The sequence below is a fragment of the Geodermatophilus sp. SYSU D01186 genome (assembly GCF_054050215.1).
Genome location: NZ_JBJGYW010000017.1, coordinates 83,872 through 98,847 on the forward strand (window position 1 = coordinate 83,872; position 14,976 = coordinate 98,847).

13 protein-coding genes are annotated in these 14,976 nt (G+C 74.5%); 7 read left to right on the forward strand and 6 right to left on the reverse strand.

Going from position 1 to position 14,976, the window contains the following annotated elements; translation table 11 throughout:
• Window positions 1–72 precede the first annotated feature (72 nt).
• From tkt to ACI784_RS14250, 7 genes are all read left to right on the forward strand, one after another.
• Window positions 73–2,286, forward strand: coding sequence for a transketolase (tkt, locus tag ACI784_RS14220; RefSeq protein ID WP_457013900.1), 2,214 nt, complete (start codon window positions 73–75; stop codon window positions 2,284–2,286).
• A gap of 110 nt (window positions 2,287–2,396) precedes the next feature.
• On the forward strand, window positions 2,397–3,497 hold the full coding sequence (gene tal, locus ACI784_RS14225) for a transaldolase (RefSeq protein WP_457013901.1): 1,101 nt from the start codon (window positions 2,397–2,399) through the stop codon (window positions 3,495–3,497).
• The gene (locus ACI784_RS14230; protein ID WP_457013902.1) at window positions 3,494–5,092 is read left to right on the forward strand and encodes a glucose-6-phosphate isomerase; all 1,599 of its coding nucleotides are present in this window, start codon (window positions 3,494–3,496) and stop codon (window positions 5,090–5,092) included. Before tal ends, ACI784_RS14230 begins: the two co-directional genes overlap by 4 nt.
• Before the next feature lie 122 nt (window positions 5,093–5,214).
• Window positions 5,215–6,732, forward strand: a complete 1,518-nt coding sequence (gene zwf / locus ACI784_RS14235) for a glucose-6-phosphate dehydrogenase (RefSeq protein WP_456923755.1) — start codon at window positions 5,215–5,217, stop codon at window positions 6,730–6,732.
• Between the two features lie 40 nt (window positions 6,733–6,772).
• The gene (locus ACI784_RS14240; protein ID WP_457013904.1) at window positions 6,773–7,870 is read left to right on the forward strand and encodes a glucose-6-phosphate dehydrogenase assembly protein OpcA; all 1,098 of its coding nucleotides are present in this window, start codon (window positions 6,773–6,775) and stop codon (window positions 7,868–7,870) included.
• Window positions 7,871–7,943: 73 nt separating this feature from the next.
• Window positions 7,944–8,759: a 6-phosphogluconolactonase gene (pgl, locus tag ACI784_RS14245; RefSeq protein ID WP_456923757.1), complete on the forward strand. Its 816-nt coding sequence runs from the start codon at window positions 7,944–7,946 to the stop codon at window positions 8,757–8,759.
• Window positions 8,760–8,906: 147 nt separating this feature from the next.
• Window positions 8,907–9,080 carry a hypothetical protein gene (locus ACI784_RS14250; RefSeq protein WP_456923758.1) on the forward strand — a complete coding sequence of 58 codons (174 nt, stop codon included), beginning with the start codon at window positions 8,907–8,909 and terminating at the stop codon, window positions 9,078–9,080.
• A 54-nt stretch (window positions 9,081–9,134) separates the two neighbouring features.
• Here ACI784_RS14250 and ACI784_RS14255 read toward each other — a convergent pair whose 3' ends face one another.
• The 6 genes from ACI784_RS14255 to gap all read right to left on the reverse strand — a co-directional run bounded on the left by ACI784_RS14255 (window position 9,135) and on the right by gap (window position 14,739).
• Window positions 9,135–9,476: an RNA polymerase-binding protein RbpA gene (locus ACI784_RS14255; protein ID WP_456923759.1), complete on the reverse strand. Its 342-nt coding sequence runs from the start codon at window positions 9,474–9,476 to the stop codon at window positions 9,135–9,137.
• 132 nt (window positions 9,477–9,608) lie between these two features.
• Window positions 9,609–9,842, reverse strand: coding sequence for a preprotein translocase subunit SecG (secG, locus tag ACI784_RS14260; RefSeq protein WP_456923760.1), 234 nt, complete (start codon window positions 9,840–9,842; stop codon window positions 9,609–9,611).
• 55 nt (window positions 9,843–9,897) lie between these two features.
• Window positions 9,898–11,688: an ABC transporter substrate-binding protein gene (locus tag ACI784_RS14265; protein WP_457013905.1), complete on the reverse strand. Its 1,791-nt coding sequence runs from the start codon at window positions 11,686–11,688 to the stop codon at window positions 9,898–9,900.
• Between the two features lie 32 nt (window positions 11,689–11,720).
• Window positions 11,721–12,530: a triose-phosphate isomerase gene (gene tpiA / locus ACI784_RS14270; protein WP_456923762.1), complete on the reverse strand. Its 810-nt coding sequence runs from the start codon at window positions 12,528–12,530 to the stop codon at window positions 11,721–11,723.
• An 11-nt stretch (window positions 12,531–12,541) separates the two neighbouring features.
• Window positions 12,542–13,735, reverse strand: coding sequence for a phosphoglycerate kinase (locus tag ACI784_RS14275; RefSeq protein WP_456923763.1), 1,194 nt, complete (start codon window positions 13,733–13,735; stop codon window positions 12,542–12,544).
• Entirely contained in the window at window positions 13,735–14,739 is a 1,005-nt protein-coding gene (gap, locus tag ACI784_RS14280; RefSeq protein WP_457013906.1) for a type I glyceraldehyde-3-phosphate dehydrogenase, read from the reverse strand. The genes ACI784_RS14275 and gap overlap by 1 nt, the downstream gene beginning before the upstream one ends.
• Window positions 14,740–14,976 lie beyond the last annotated feature (237 nt).

The following is a 14,976-nucleotide window of genomic DNA, read 5'->3' on the forward strand; positions in this document are numbered from 1 at the left end:
CGGGGTCGGCTGGTCTCCACCGGTCGTCCCGGGCGGTCCCGCACAGGCCGACCCCGAGGGAGCACCCGCAAGATGGGAACCAAGAGCACCGCGTCCGAGGCCCCGGCCGAGGCGGCCTCCGACGCGCCGACCGGCAACCCGACCCAGCCCTCCCCCACCCTGCCGGAGGGCTTCGGCGATCTCGACCGCCGGGCCATCGACACGGTCCGCGTGCTGGCGATGGACGCCGTCCAGAAGGTCGGCAACGGCCACCCGGGGACGGCGATGAGCATGGCGCCGACCGCGTACCTGCTGTTCCACAAGTGGCTGCGGCACGACCCGAGCGACCCGCAGTGGGTGGCCCGCGACCGCTTCGTCCTGTCGATGGGCCACTCGAGCCTGACCCTGTACATCCAGCTGTACCTCTCCGGTTACGGCCTGGAGATCGAGGACCTGCAGGCGCTGCGCACGTGGGGCTCGAAGACCCCCGGCCACCCCGAGGTCAACCACACCCCGGGCGTGGAGACGACCACCGGTCCGCTGGGCCAGGGCGTGGCCAACGCCGTCGGCATGGCGATGGCGGCCCGGCGGGAGCGCGGGCTGCTCGACCCCGACGCCCCCGAGGGTCAGAGCCTGTTCGACCACACGATCTGGGTCTTCGCCTCCGACGGCGACCTGGAGGAGGGCGTCAGCGGCGAGGCCTCCTCGCTGGCCGGCACGCAGAAGCTCGGCAACCTGGTGCTCGTCTACGACGACAACCGGATCTCCATCGAGGACGACACGAACGTCGCCTTCACCGAGGACGTCGGCAAGCGGTACGAGGCCTACGGCTGGCACGTCCAGCAGGTGGACGACGGTGAGGACCTCGCCGCGGTGGACGCCGCGTTCGCCGCGGCCAAGGCCGAGACCGGCCGCCCGTCGATCATCGTGCTGCGGACGATCATCGCCTGGCCCGCGCCGAACAAGCAGAACACCGGCGCCGCGCACGGCTCCGCGCTCGGCGAGGACGAGGTGCGGGCCACCAAGGAGATCCTCGGCTTCGACCCCGAGCGCACCTTCGAGGTGGACGACGAGGTGCTGGCCCACGCCCGCTCGGTCGTCGAGAAGGGCAAGGCCGACCACGCCGAGTGGCAGGAGCGTTTCGAGGCGTGGCAGCAGGCCAACGGCGAGGGCGCGGCCCTGCTCGAGCGCATGACCACCCGCACGCTGCCGGAGGGGTTCGCGGCGCAGCTGCCGTCGTGGGACGCCGACCCCAAGGGCGTGGCCACCCGCAAGGCCTCCGGTGAGGTGCTCGCCGCCCTGTACCCGGTGCTGCCCGAGCTGTGGGGCGGCTCGGCCGACCTGGCGGAGAGCAACAACACCGCGGTGAAGGGCGAACCGTCGTTCCTGCCGGCCGACCGGCAGACGAAGATGTGGACGGGCGGTCCGTACGGCCGCACGCTGCACTTCGGCGTCCGGGAGCACGCCATGGGCGCGATCATGAACGGCATCGCACTCCACGGCGGCACGCGCGTGTACGGCGGCACGTTCCTCACGTTCTCCGACTACATGCGCGGCGCGGTGCGGCTGGCCGCGCTCATGCAGCTGCCGGTCACCTACGTGTGGACGCACGACTCCATCGGCCTGGGCGAGGACGGCCCGACGCACCAGCCGATCGAGCACTTCGCCGCGCTGCGCGCCATCCCCGGGCTGGACGTCGTCCGGCCGGCCGACGCCAACGAGGTGTCGGTGGCCTGGCGGACGATCCTCGAGAACAACGACCGGCCCGCCGGCATCCTGCTGTCGCGGCAGAACCTCCCCGTCTTCGACCGCGGCGAGTTCGCCTCGGCCGAGGGCGTGGCCCGCGGCGCCTACGTGCTGGCCGAGGCCTCGAACGGCAGCCCCGAGGTGATCCTGCTGGGCACGGGCTCGGAGGTGCAGATCGCCGTCGCCGCGCGGGAGCGGCTCGAGGCCGAGGGCGTGCCGACGCGGGTCGTGTCGGTCCCCTGCGTCGAGTGGTTCGCCGACCAGGACCAGGCCTACAAGGACGAGGTGCTCCCGCCGTCGGTCCGCGCCCGGGTCAGCGTCGAGGCCGGCGTCCCCATGGGCTGGCGGGAGTTCGTCGGCGACGCCGGCCGGATCGTCGGCCTCACCCACTACGGGGCCAGCGCCGCCTACTCGGTGCTCTACGAGGAGTTCGGCCTCACCGACGAGGCCGTCGTGACCGCCGCGCGGGAGAGCATCGAGGCGGCGCGGTCGGGAGCCGCCGTCCCGGCCGGGCCGATCGCGGCCACCGGCGGCCTGCCGCACCCCACCGGCGACCGCTGAGAAAGGACCCCGCTGCCCCACCACTCGCTGCAGGACCCCGCTGTCCCCCGCCACTCGCGAGCTCGCGGCGGGCCCTGCAGCGGGGCCATCCCCATCCGAAGGGAAGAGACATGGCACAGAACGAGAAGCTGGCCGAGCTGTCCGCGGCCGGGGTCGCCGTCTGGCTCGACGACCTGTCGCGCGACCGCATCCACACCGGCAACCTGCAGTCGCTGGTCGACGAGTACTCCGTCGTCGGCGTCACGACGAACCCGACGATCTTCGCCGCGGCGATCAGCGGGTCGGAGCTGTACGACGACCAGCTGCACGCCCTCGCCGTCCGGAAGGTGAGCGTCGAGGAGGCGCTGCGCACGATCACCGCCTCCGACGTCCGCGACGCCTGCGACCTGCTGGCACCGGTCGCGCAGCGGCAGCCCGGCGACGGCCGGGTGTCCCTGGAGGTCGCGCCCGGGCTCGCCCACGACACCGACGCCACGGCCGCCGAGGCCGCCCACCTGTGGTGGCTGGTGGACCGGCCCAACCTGTTCATCAAGATCCCGGCGACCGAGGCCGGACTCCCGGCCATCACGACGTCGATCGCCCGCGGCATCAGTGTCAACGTCACCCTCATCTTCAGCCTCGAGCGCTACCGGGCGGTCATGGACGCCTACCTGGCGGGGCTGGAGAAGCGGGCGGCCGACGGCGGTTCACTCGAGGGCATCGCGTCGGTGGCGTCGTTCTTCGTGTCCCGCGTGGACACCGAGATCGACAAGCGGCTGGACGAGGCGGGCGCCGACGCCGCGCTCAAGGGCAAGGCGGCGCTGGCCAACGCGCAGCTGGCCTACCAGGCCTACGAGGAGGTCTTCTCCTCCGACCGCTGGAAGGCCCTGGAGGCGAAGGGGGCCCGGCCGCAGCGGCCGCTGTGGGCGTCGACGGGCGTCAAGAACCCCGACTACCCCGACACCCTCTACGTCAGCGAGCTCATCGCCCCCGGCACGGTCAACACCATGCCGGAGAAGACCCTGATGGCCTACGCCGACCACGGCACCCCCGGCACCCCGGTGCAGAAGACCTACGACGAGGCCGCCGCGGTGATGCAGTCCATCAGCGACGCCGGTGTCGACCTCGACGACGTCTTCCGGGTGCTGGAGGACGAGGGCGTGCAGAAGTTCGTGGACTCCTGGGACGAGCTGACCGAGTCGGTGCGCACCCAGCTCCAGGACAAGGCGTGACCTTGCGCTTCTCCTGCGCCGGGCTCGACGTCCCGCAGGCCGTCCGCACCCAGCTGGCCGACGACGACGTCGCCGGCCGGCTGGTGCGCAAGGACCCCACCCTCTGGGGTCCGGAGGCCGAGGGCGAGGCGTCGGTCCGGCTGGGGTGGCTGGACCTCCCGGCCACGTCGCGGGAACTGGTCCCGCGGCTGGCCGCACTGCGCGCCGAACTCCTGGCCGAGGGCCTGGACCGGGTCGTGCTGTGCGGCATGGGCGGGTCCTCGCTGGCCCCCGAGGTGGTGTGCCGGACGGCGGGCGTCCCCCTGGTCGTCCTGGACACCACCGACCCGGCCGGGGTGGCCGCGGCGACGACCGACCTCGACCGGACGGTCGTGGTGGTCAGCTCCAAGTCCGGCGCCACGGTGGAGACCGACAGCCACCGGCGCGCCTTCGTGGACGCGTTCGCCGCGGCCGGCCTGGACGAGCAACAGATCGGCGCGCGGTTCGTCGTCGTCACCGACCCGGGCTCCCCGCTGGCGGAGGCGGCGGCGGCGATGGGCGCCCGCGCGGTCTTCCTCGCCGACCCCACCGTGGGCGGGCGCTACAGCGCCCTGTCGGCGTTCGGCCTGGTGCCGTCGGCGCTGGCCGGCGTCGACGTCGCGGTCCTGCTGGAGGACGCCGCCGAGCTCGCCGAGCACCTGGCCGAGCCCGGCAACCCGGCGCTGGAGCTGGGGATCGCGCTCGGCGCGGGCTTCCGCACCGGCCGGGACAAGGTCGCGCTGGTCGACGGCGAGCTCCCGGGCTTCGGCGACTGGGCCGAGCACCTGGTCGCCGAGTCCACCGGCAAGCAGGGCCGGGGGCTGCTGCCGGTCGTGCTCGAGTCCCCCGCTGCACCGGGCGCCACGGACCCGGACACCCTGCTGGCCGTGGTCGGCGGCGGCCCCGTCGAACCGGGGCCCTCGGTCGGCGTCCACGGCCCGCTGGGTGCCCAGTTCCTGGGGTGGGAGTACGCGACGGCGGTGGCCGGGCACCTGCTCGGCACCAACCCGTTCGACCAGCCGGACGTGACCGAGAGCCAGGAGAACACCCGGCGGCTCCTGGCGGCCGGCCTGCCCGAGGAGAAGCCGGTGGCCACCATCGGCGCGGTCGAGCTGTACGCGCACGGCGACCTGCTCGACCAGGTCGACCTGAGCCTCCACGACGGCGTCCGCCTCGCGCTGGACGCGCTGATGGCCGCCGTCCCGCCGCGGGGCTACCTCGCCGTGACGGCCTACCTGGACCGGGAGCGGGACGCGCGCGCGGCGGAGCTGCGCGCGGCCCTGGCTGCCCGGAGCGGGCACGCGGTCACCTTCGGCTGGGGGCCGCGCTTCCTGCACTCCACCGGGCAGTACCACGAGGGTGGGCCGCAGACCGGTGCGTTCCTGCAGCTCACCGGCGCCCTCCACCTCGACCTCGACCTCCCCGTGCCCGACCGGCCGTACAGCTTCGGCACCCTGCAGGCCGCCCAGGCCGCCGGTGACCGTCAGGCACTGGCGGAGCGCGGCCGGCCGCTGCTACGCCTGCACCTGACCGACCGGGCGGCCGCGGTCGGGCAGCTGCTCGACGCGCTGCGCTGACCCGTGTCGGCCAGGATCGGTTCCCCGGGGCGCGGTCCAGGGCCGCGCGCCTGCTCCACCCCGCCGGGCGGTCCACCGCCGCGCCGGCCGGCGGGCCCGCACTCAGACCTCGAGGACGGACGATGATCTCCAACCCGCTCCGCGACCCGCGGGACCGGCGGCTGCCCCGTGTGCCCGAGCCGTGCGCCCTGGTGGTCTTCGGCATCACCGGCGACCTCGCCCGCAAGAAGCTGCTCCCGGCCGTCTACGACCTCGCCAACCGGGGCCTGCTGCCGACGAACTTCGCTCTGCTGGGCTTCGCCCGCCGCGACTGGGGCGACGAGGACTTCGCCGAGCTGGCCCGCGATGCCGCCCGCAAGGCGGCCCGCACGCCGTGGCGGGAGGAGGTCTGGGAACGGCTGGCCGGCAGCGTCCGGTTCGTGCAGGGCTCCTTCGACGACGACAACGCCTTCGACCAGCTCGCCGCGACCCTCGGCGAGCTGGAGGGCACCCACGGCATCGGCGGCAACGCGGCGTTCTACCTGTCCATCCCGCCGGCGATGTTCCCGGTCGTCCTCAAGCAGATGCAGCGCACCGGCATGGCCGACAGCACGGCCGACCGCTGGCGCCGGGTGGTGGTGGAGAAGCCGTTCGGCACCGACCTGGCCTCCAGCCTGGAGCTCAACGCGCTGGTCGACTCGGTGTTCACCGCCGACGACGTCTTCCGCATCGACCACTACCTGGGCAAGGAGACCGTCCAGAACCTGATGGCGCTGCGGTTCGCCAACACCCTGTTCGAGCCGGTCTGGAACGGCCACCACGTCGACTCGGTACAGATCACGATGGCCGAGGACGTCGGCATCGGCGGCCGGGCCGGGTTCTACGAGGAGACCGGCGCCGCCCGCGACGTCCTCCAGAACCACCTCCTGCAGCTGCTGGCGCTCACCGCGATGGAGGAGCCGGTCGAGTTCTCCGCCGAGGAGATCCGCACCGAGAAGCTCAAGGTGCTGCGCGCCATCTCACTGCCGGAGGACCTCGGCACCTTCGCCGTCCGCGGCCAGTACGAGCAGGGCTGGCTGGCCGGCCAGCGGGCCACCGGCTACCGGCAGGAGGAGGGCGTCGACCCGGGGTCGAACACCGAGACCTACGCCGCCGTCCGGCTCGGCGTCGAGACCCGCCGCTGGGCCGGGGTGCCGTTCTACCTCCGCACGGGCAAGCGCCTCCCCCGCCGGGTCACCGAGATCGCGCTGGTGTTCAAGCAGGCACCGCACCTGCCCTTCGCCGCCACCGACACCGAGGAGCTGGGCAACAACCAGCTGGTGGTGCGGGTGCAGCCGGACGAGGGGGTCACCCTCAAGTTCGGGTCGAAGGTGCCCGGCAGCGTCATGGAGGTCCGCGACGTGTCGATGGACTTCCTCTACGGCGAGCAGTTCACCGAGGCCAGCCCCGAGGCCTACGAGCGGCTGCTGCTCGACGTCCTCCTGGGCGACGCGACGCTGTTCCCGCGCAACGCCGAGGTGGAGGCCTCGTGGGCGGTCATCGACCCGCTCGAGGAGTTCTGGGCCGGGACGACGCCGCACCCCTACCGGGCCGGCGAGTGGGGCCCGCGGGCGGCCGACGAGATGCTCGCCGCCGAGGGACGCCGGTGGCGGCGACCGTGACGCGGGCACCGAGTACAGCCACCCGACCGGAGGAGACCCGATGACGACGCTGTGGGACACCACCGGCTCCGCGGTGGTCAAGGAGCTGGCCGCGCAGCGGCGCACCGGCGGCGCCGTGCTCTCCGGCGTCGCCCTGACGCTGGTCGTGGTGGCCGACGAGGGCCGGGTCGCCGAGGCGGAGGAGGCGGCGACCGCGGCCGCCGAGCAGCACCCGTGCCGGCTGCTCATCGTGGTCCGCCGGCAGATCGAGGCACCGGCGCCCCGCCTGGACGCCGAGGTGCTCATCGGTGGCCGCCTGGGCCCGGGCGAGGCGGTGGTCATGCGCATGTACGGCCGGCTCGCGCTGCACGCCGAGTCGGTGGTGCTGCCGCTGCTGGCCGCCGACGCGCCGGTGGTCACCTGGTGGCACGGCACCCCGCCCGAGCGGCTGGCCACCGACGCGCTCGCCGTCATCGCCGACCGGCGGATCACCGACAGCTCCCTGGCCGACGACCAGCTCGCGGCGCTGCGGACCCGGGCGACGGACTACGCCCCGGGCGACACCGACCTCGCCTGGACCCGCAGCACGCCGTGGCGGGCCACGCTGACCTCGACGGTGGACTCGGTCTCCGGCCGCCGCGGGGACGTCGTCCGGGTCGTCGGCGGCCGGGTCGAGGGGCAGCCCGGCAACGCGACCGCGCAGCTGCTGGCCGGGTGGCTGAGCGCCCGGTGCGGCACCGAGATCGGCGTCACCGAGGCCGACCGGCGCCCCGGCCCGAGCGGCGTCTCCTCCGTCGTCCTGGAGCTGGACCAGGACGAGGAGGTCCGGGTCACCGCGGACCGGCGCGGCGGTGCGGTCATCGCCCAGCCGTACCGGCCCGAGGCGATGGTGGCGCTCCCCGACCGCCAGCTCGGCGACCTGGTCGGCGAGGAGCTGCGCCGGCTCGACCCCGACGAGCCCTTCGCCGAGGCCCTGGAGGCCACGACCGGGGTCGCGGGGCTGACCGACCGCTCGCCGGTCCGCGAGCACGTGTGGTTCGACCCGGCCGAGGTCCAGGGCGGGGACGGCGACCCGCTGCCGACGGTGCCGCTGACCTCCGAGGGCAGCGACGACGTGGCCGAGCACGGGGAGCACGACACCGAGCAGGTGCCCCGGTGACCGAGCTCGCGAGGTCACCCAGGAGTGGAGCAGCCCGGCGAGCGAGCCGGCCGAGCACCGGCGAGGCAGCCTCGTGAGCCTCCAGCCGGGCGACCGGGTCGCTGCCGGGCTGGCCGGCAGTGACCGTCCCGTGCCCGACGTGGTGATCGAGCCCGACGCCGACCGGCTGGCCCGGGCCGTCGCCTCCGCGCTCGTGGCCCGGCTGGCGGCGGCCCAGGCGGTGCACGACACCGCCTCCGTGGTCCTCACCGGGGGCGGCGTCGGCACCGCCGTCCTGGAGCGGGTGGCGGCCCTGGCCGCCGAGCCGGAGCGGGAACGGGTCGACTGGACGGCGGTGGACGTGTGGTGGGGCGACGAGCGGTTCGTGCCCGCCGGCAGTGAGGAGCGCAACGAGACCGGCGCCCGCCGCGCGCTGCTCGACCCGGTCGGTGTCCCGGCCGGGCGCGTGCACGCGATGCCGGCCTCGGACGCCGGGTTCACAGAGCCCGAGGAGGCCGCCGCCTGGTACGCCGAGCAGCTGGCCGCGGCCGCACCGGAGGGTCAGGCGCTCCCGCGCTTCGACCTGCTGCTGCTCGGCATGGGCCCCGAGGGCCACGTGGCCTCGATCTTCCCGGGGACACCGGCCGCCTCCGACGACCGGCTCGTGGTCGCGGTGCGCGACTGTCCCAAGCCGCCGCCCACCCGGGTCAGCCTGGGGTTCGCCGCGATCAACTCCGCCGAGGAGGTCTGGCTGCTGGTCTCCGGCGAGGGGAAGGCCCCCGCCGTCGCCTCGGCCCTGCGCTCCGGCGTCGGCCCCCAGGAGCTCCCGGCCGCCGGGGTGCACGGGCGGCGGGCCACCCGCTGGCTGCTGGACGCCGCGGCCGCCGCGGGGCTCGACGCGCCCCGGTAGGGCACTGACGCGGACGTCCGCCGGCCTCTGGCCCCGGCCGGCCCGGGCGAGCACACTTCCTGACGGGCCCGAGCAGACGGCGCCAGCGGACCTCCAGACGACGGCGGCACCGTCCGCCGCCCCCGTCGAACCCCTCCCGGAGTCCCCATGACCAGCTCCGCACCGACCGTCCGCCGTCCGGTCCCGGACGCCCTGCTGCCGCTGCCCCCGCGGGGAGCCGCCGAGCCCGTGCGCCGCCACCGCGGCTGCTTCTGGGACCACGAGCAGGCCGCCTGGACGCCCTACACCCCGGTGCCACTCCCCCGGCCGGCCGCCGACTGACGACCGCCCGGTGCCCGAGCTGCGCTCGGGCGACGGGCGGTGGACGGGGGGAGGTCAGGCGCCGCGGCGGGCCCGCAGCTTGGCGAGGGCCTCCTCGAGCAGCGCGTCGCCGTCGGCGTCACTGCGCCGCTCACGCACGTAGGCCAGGTGGGTCTTGTAGGGCTCGGTGCGGGGGACCGGCGGCGGAGCTTCCTGGTCCTGGCCCGCGGGGAGGCCGCAGCGGGGGCAGTCCCACGTCTCGGGCACCTCCGCGTCGAACGCGAAGGCGACGCGGGTCTCGTGGCCCTGCGTGCACCAGTAGGCCACCCGGTGCCGCGGTGCAGCCTCACCGCGCTCGGCCTCGCCCATCGGCCCTGCCCCGACCCGAGTGCCCCGGATCGCGTTCCCACCAGCCACGAGTGCCCCCTGCGTTTCAGCGGTCTGCGGCGGCCTGTGCCGCGCGCGCAGTCTAGGGCGTGGAGGGGCCGATCCTGGGCCCGTTTCTCCTCCCGGAACGAGGTCGTCCCGAAATCCGGGCGCGATCCGGGTTCAGACCTTGAGCAGGATCCCCAGGCCGACGACGCAGATCGCCCAGATCAGGCCGGTGAAGACGGTCAGCCGGTTGAGGTTCTTCTCGACCACGGAGGAACCGGCCAGCTGCGAGGAGACCGCGCCGCCGAACATCGAGGACAGGCCCCCGCCCTTGCCGCGGTGCAGCAGGATCAGCACCACGAGGAGCACGCTGGTGAGCACCAGCAGGAGGTTGAGGACCAGCTCGATCATGCTCCGAGGGTAACCGACCGGGCGGGCACCCCCGGCCGACGCGGCCGACGAGGGGTCAGCGGACGCCGGCGGTCGCCAGGTCGTAGCCGGTGTAGGCGGCCATGACCACCCCGTTGCGCAGCCGCTGGCCGGCCAGCAGCTGCACCCGCGACTCGGCGAGGGGCACGTACGCCCCGGTCCCCGCGGCGGCGGTCGCGACCTCGCGCCAGGCGTCGCGGGCGCCGTCCCCGGCGGTGCGGGCCTGGTCGACCAGCGTGTTCACCTCGACGGCGTCCAGCCGGGCGAAGTTGGTGTTGCCCACCGGGCTGACCGACCGGCCGTCGACCAGCGGCACGAGGAACGACCCCGGGGTCGGGAAGTCGGCGGTCCAGGTGGCCAGCACGATGCCGAACCCGTTGGCCGCCACGTTGTCCGGGTTGCCGACGTCGGTGGCGTAGAAGCCGGGGGCGGCCAGCGGCCGGACCTCGACCTGGATGCCGACCTCCCCGAGCTGGCCCGCGACCTCCTCGGCGACGGCCACGCTCGTCGCGGCGTCGGGCACGGCGAGCACGGTGCTGAAGCCGTCGGGCTGGCCGCAGGCGCGCAGGTGCTCACGGGCGGCGTCCGGGTCCGGCTCCGGATCGGCCTCCTCCGGGCCGCCGGCCAGCGCGCGCGGCCACAGCTGCGAGGTGCGCGCGGCGTTGACCGACCCGCCGAGCTGCTCCTGAACCGCCCGCCGGTCCACCGCCGCCACGACCGCGGCCCGGCACTCCGGGTTGTCCATCGGGGCGACGTTGGTGGGCAGGGCGAGCAGCCGGACCACGCCGCTGGTCACCTCGTCGACCCGGTCCCCCACGGGGACGTCCCCGCCGGCGCCCTCGGCCAGCCGGGCCGTCGTCGCCGCCTGGACGCCGCTGCCGGAGACGTCCACGTCGGCCGAGCCGGCCAGCAGCGCCTGGTCCCGCTCCACCCCGGTCAGCCCGGTGCGGACCAGCACCCGGTCGGGCAGGGCGCTGCGGACGTCGTCGGTGGCGGCGTCCCACTGCGGGTTGCGGTCGAGCAGGATCCCGGTCGCGGCGTCGACGGAGGTCACCGCGTAGGGGCCGGAGGAGACCGGGTCGCGGCCGTACTCGGCGGCGGTGTCGTTCTCGGCCGGCACGGGGCTGCTCGACGGGAGCGCCATGACGTAGGGGAAGTCCGGCTCGGCCGTGCGCAGCCGGAAGGTGATCGTGCGGTCGTCGGGGGTCTCGATCGCGGCCAGCCCGAGCTTGCCGGGCGACTCGTCCTGGTAGGGGCCGGCATAGGGGTTGCCCGGGTCGTCGAGCAGCTCGACCACCTGGGTGGGCCCGCCGACGACGACGTCGGAGGCGAAGGAGCGCTCGATGCCGTACTTGACGTCGCGGGAGGTGATCGCCCGGCCGTTCTCGAACCGGACGCCCTCGCGGAGGGTGAACGTCCACGTCGTGCCGCCGTCGGGCGTCGTCCCCAGGTCGGTGGCGAGGTCCGGCACCAGCCGGTCGGTGGCCCCCGGCTCGGAGGAGTAGGTCACCAGCGTCCGGGTGTAGAGCCGCATGAGGTTCCACACCCCGGGCAGGTACGAGCGCTGCGGGTCGAGGCTGTCGACCTCACCGGCGACCACCCGCAGCGTCCCGCCTGTCACGTCGGACGGCGACCGGACACCGGTGAGCCCGGCGTCCGGGCCGCCGCCCAGCACGGGGACGCCCGTGCCGTCGTCCCCGCGGCCGCTCCAGGTCACGGCGACCACGACCACGAGGACGACGGCGGCGGCGATCCCGAGGATGCGGCCGCGCGTGCCCCGGACCCAGGCCGGGACCCGCCCCGTCGGCTGCTCCTGCGTGCTGTCCACCTACCCGCTTCCCGTTCCCGGGCCGGCGGCGGTCAGCTGCCGTCGGCTGCCGTCCGACAGATCTGCACGAACTCGTCGGCGTCCAGGCTGGCGCCGCCGACGAGCGCGCCGTCGACGTCCGGCCCGGCCAGGATCCCGGCCGTGTTCGCGGCCTTCACCGACCCGCCGTAGAGGATACGGACGACGGCGGCGGTCTCCGGGCCGAAACGCTCGGCGAGCCGTGACCGGAGGGCACCGCACACCTCCTGGGCGTCGTCGGGGGTGGCGACCTCGCCGGTGCCGATCGCCCACACCGGCTCGTAGGCGATCACGACCGTCCGGACCTGCTCGTCGGTCACGTCCTCGAGCGCGGCGTCGAGCTGGGCGGTGCAGTGGGCCACGTGCGTGCCGGCCTGGCGGACCTCGAGCCCCTCCCCCACGCAGAGGATCGGGGCCAGGCCGTGCCGCAGCGCGGCCTGCACCTTGTCGGCGACGACCGCGTCGTCCTCCCCGTGCAGCGCCCGCCGCTCGGAGTGGCCGACGACGACGTACTGGCAGGCCAGGGCCGCCAGCATGGCCCCGCTGACCTCACCGGTGTAGGCGCCGGAGTCGTGCACCGAGAGGTCCTGCGCGCCGTACCCGACCTCGAGCTTGTCGCCGGTCACCAGGGTCTGCACGCTGCGCAGCGCGGTGAACGGCGGCAGCACGACCACCTCGGCGGCCTCGAGCTCGGGCTCCTTGAGGGAGAAGGCGAGCTTCTGCACCAGTCCGATCGCCTCGAGGTGGGTCAGGTGCATCTTCCAGTTGCCGGCGATGAGCGGCCGGCGCCCCTCGCGGCGCCCTGGCGTGTCCTTGCGTGCCATGCCCGCTCCCCTCAGTCGGCCAGCACCGCGAGGCCCGGCAGCTCCCGGCCCTCGAGGTACTCCAGCGACGCGCCGCCGCCGGTGCTGATGTGCCCGTAGGCGGCCTCGTCGAGGCCCAGCTGCCGCACCGCGGCCGCGGAGTCCCCGCCGCCGACGACCGACAGCCCGTCGACGGCCGCGACGGCCTCGGCCACGCCGCGGGTGCCGGCCTGGAACGGGGCCAGCTCGAACACGCCCATCGGGCCGTTCCAGAACACGGTGCGCGCCCCGCCGAGCTCGCGGCCGAACGCCTCGACCGTGCGCGGGCCGACGTCCAGGCCCATCTGCCCGTCGGGGATCTGCTCCACCGGCACCGTGGTGGTCGTGGTGTCCGCGCTGAACTCCGGCGCGCAGACCACGTCGACCGGCAGCACGATGCGGTCGCCGGCCTCGGCCAGCAGCCGCCGGCAGGTGTCGACCTGGTCGCTCTCCAGCAGGGACCTGCCCACCCCGTGGCCCTGGGCGGCGAGGAAGGTGAAGCACATCCCTCCCCCGACCAGCAGCCGGTCGACCTTGGGCAGCAGCGCCTCGATGACGGCGAGCTTGTCGCTGACCTTCGAGCCGCCGAGGACGACGACGTAGGGGCGCTGCGGCTCCTGCGTCAGCCGGGTGAGGACGTCGAGCTCCTGGGCGACCAGGCGGCCGGCGACGTGCGGCAGCCGCTGCGCGACGTCGAACACCGAGGCGTGCTTGCGGTGCACGGCGCCGAACGCGTCGTCGACGTAGACGTCGGCCAGCGCGGCGAACCGCTCGGCGAGCGCGGCCCGCTCGGCGTCGTCCTTGGCCGTCTCGGCGGCCTCGAACCGGACGTTCTCCAGCAGCAGGACCTCGCCGTCGCCGAGGGCCGCGGCCCGGGCCTGCGCGTCGTCGCCGGCGACGTCCGCGGCGAGGGGCACCGGGACGCCGAGCAGCTCACCGAGCCGCTCGGCGACCGGGGCCAGCGAGTACTGCGGGTCGGGCGCACCCTTGGGGCGGCCGAGGTGGGCCGCCACGACGACGCGGGCGCCGGCGTCCCGGAGCGCCTGCAGCGTGGGCAGGCTGGCCCGGATGCGCCCGTCGTCGGTGATGGCCCGGGTGCTCTTGTCGAGGGGGACGTTCAGGTCGGCGCGCACGAGCACGCGCCGACCCGAGACGCCCTCGGCGAGGAGGTCGTCGAGGGACCGCATCAGAGGGACTTGCCCACCAGCGAGGTCAGGTCGACGAGGCGGTTGGAGTAGCCCCACTCGTTGTCGTACCAGCCGAGCACCTTGACCATCGGGCCGAACACCTTGGTCAGCTTCGCGTCGTAGATGCACGACGACGGGTCGGTGACGATGTCGGAGGAGACGATCGGGGCGTCGGTGTAGGTGAGGTACTTGCCCAGCGGGCCGCCGGCGGCCTCCCGGTAGGCGGCGTCGATCTCCTCGGCCGACGCCTCACGGGTCAGCTGCACGGTGAGGTCGGTGGCCGAGCCGGTGGGCACGGGCACGCGGATGGCGTAGCCGTCGAGCTTGCCCTTGAGCTCCGGGAGCACCAGGCCGATCGCCTTGGCCGCACCGGTGGAGGTGGGGACCATGTTCAGCGCGGCGGCGCGGGCGCGGCGGAGGTCCTTGTGCGGGCCGTCCTGCAGGTTCTGGTCGGCGGTGTAGGCGTGGATCGTGGTCATGAGGCCACGCTCGATGCCGAACGCGTCGTTGAGGACCTTGGCCAGCGGCGCCAGGCAGTTCGTGGTGCACGACGCGTTGCTGATGATCGTCTGCGAGCCGTCGTACAGGTCGTCGTTGACGCCCATGACGATCGTGATGTCGTCGTCGGTGGCCGGCGCGGAGATGATGACCTTCTTGGCGCCACCGGCGTCGACGTGCTTGCGGGCGTCGGCGGCCTTGGTGAAGAACCCGGTGGACTCGACGACGACGTCGACGCCCAGGTCGCCCCAGGGGAGGCTGGCCGGGTCGCGCTCGGAGAGCACCTTGATGGTGTTCCCGCCGACCTTGATGCCCTCGCCGTCGGCGGCGACGTCCTCGGCGAGCTTGCCGAGCACGCTGTCGTACTTCAGCAGGTGCGCCAGAACCTCGGGGCTGGTGAGGTCGTTCACCGCCACGATCTCGATGTCCTGCCCGCTGGCAGCGGCGGCGCGCCAGAAGTTGCGGCCGATCCGGCCGAATCCGTTGATGCCCACCCGCACGGTCACTGCAGACCTCCGATGTCGACGCTGTCCGTCAGGGCCGCACGAGTGCGCGGCCTCGATCCGGCGACGACCCTATCGGTCGCGGGACGACGCGGCCCGGGCTGCCTTGCGGCAACCCGGGCCGAGTGACGTGCCTGCTGCGGTTCCCCACCGCGGCCCCGTCCAGAGGCTCGCCACGAACGTCGTGACGTACTGGAGCGGCCCGTGCAGGGGCCCGCGCCGAGCGTGGTGACGTACTGG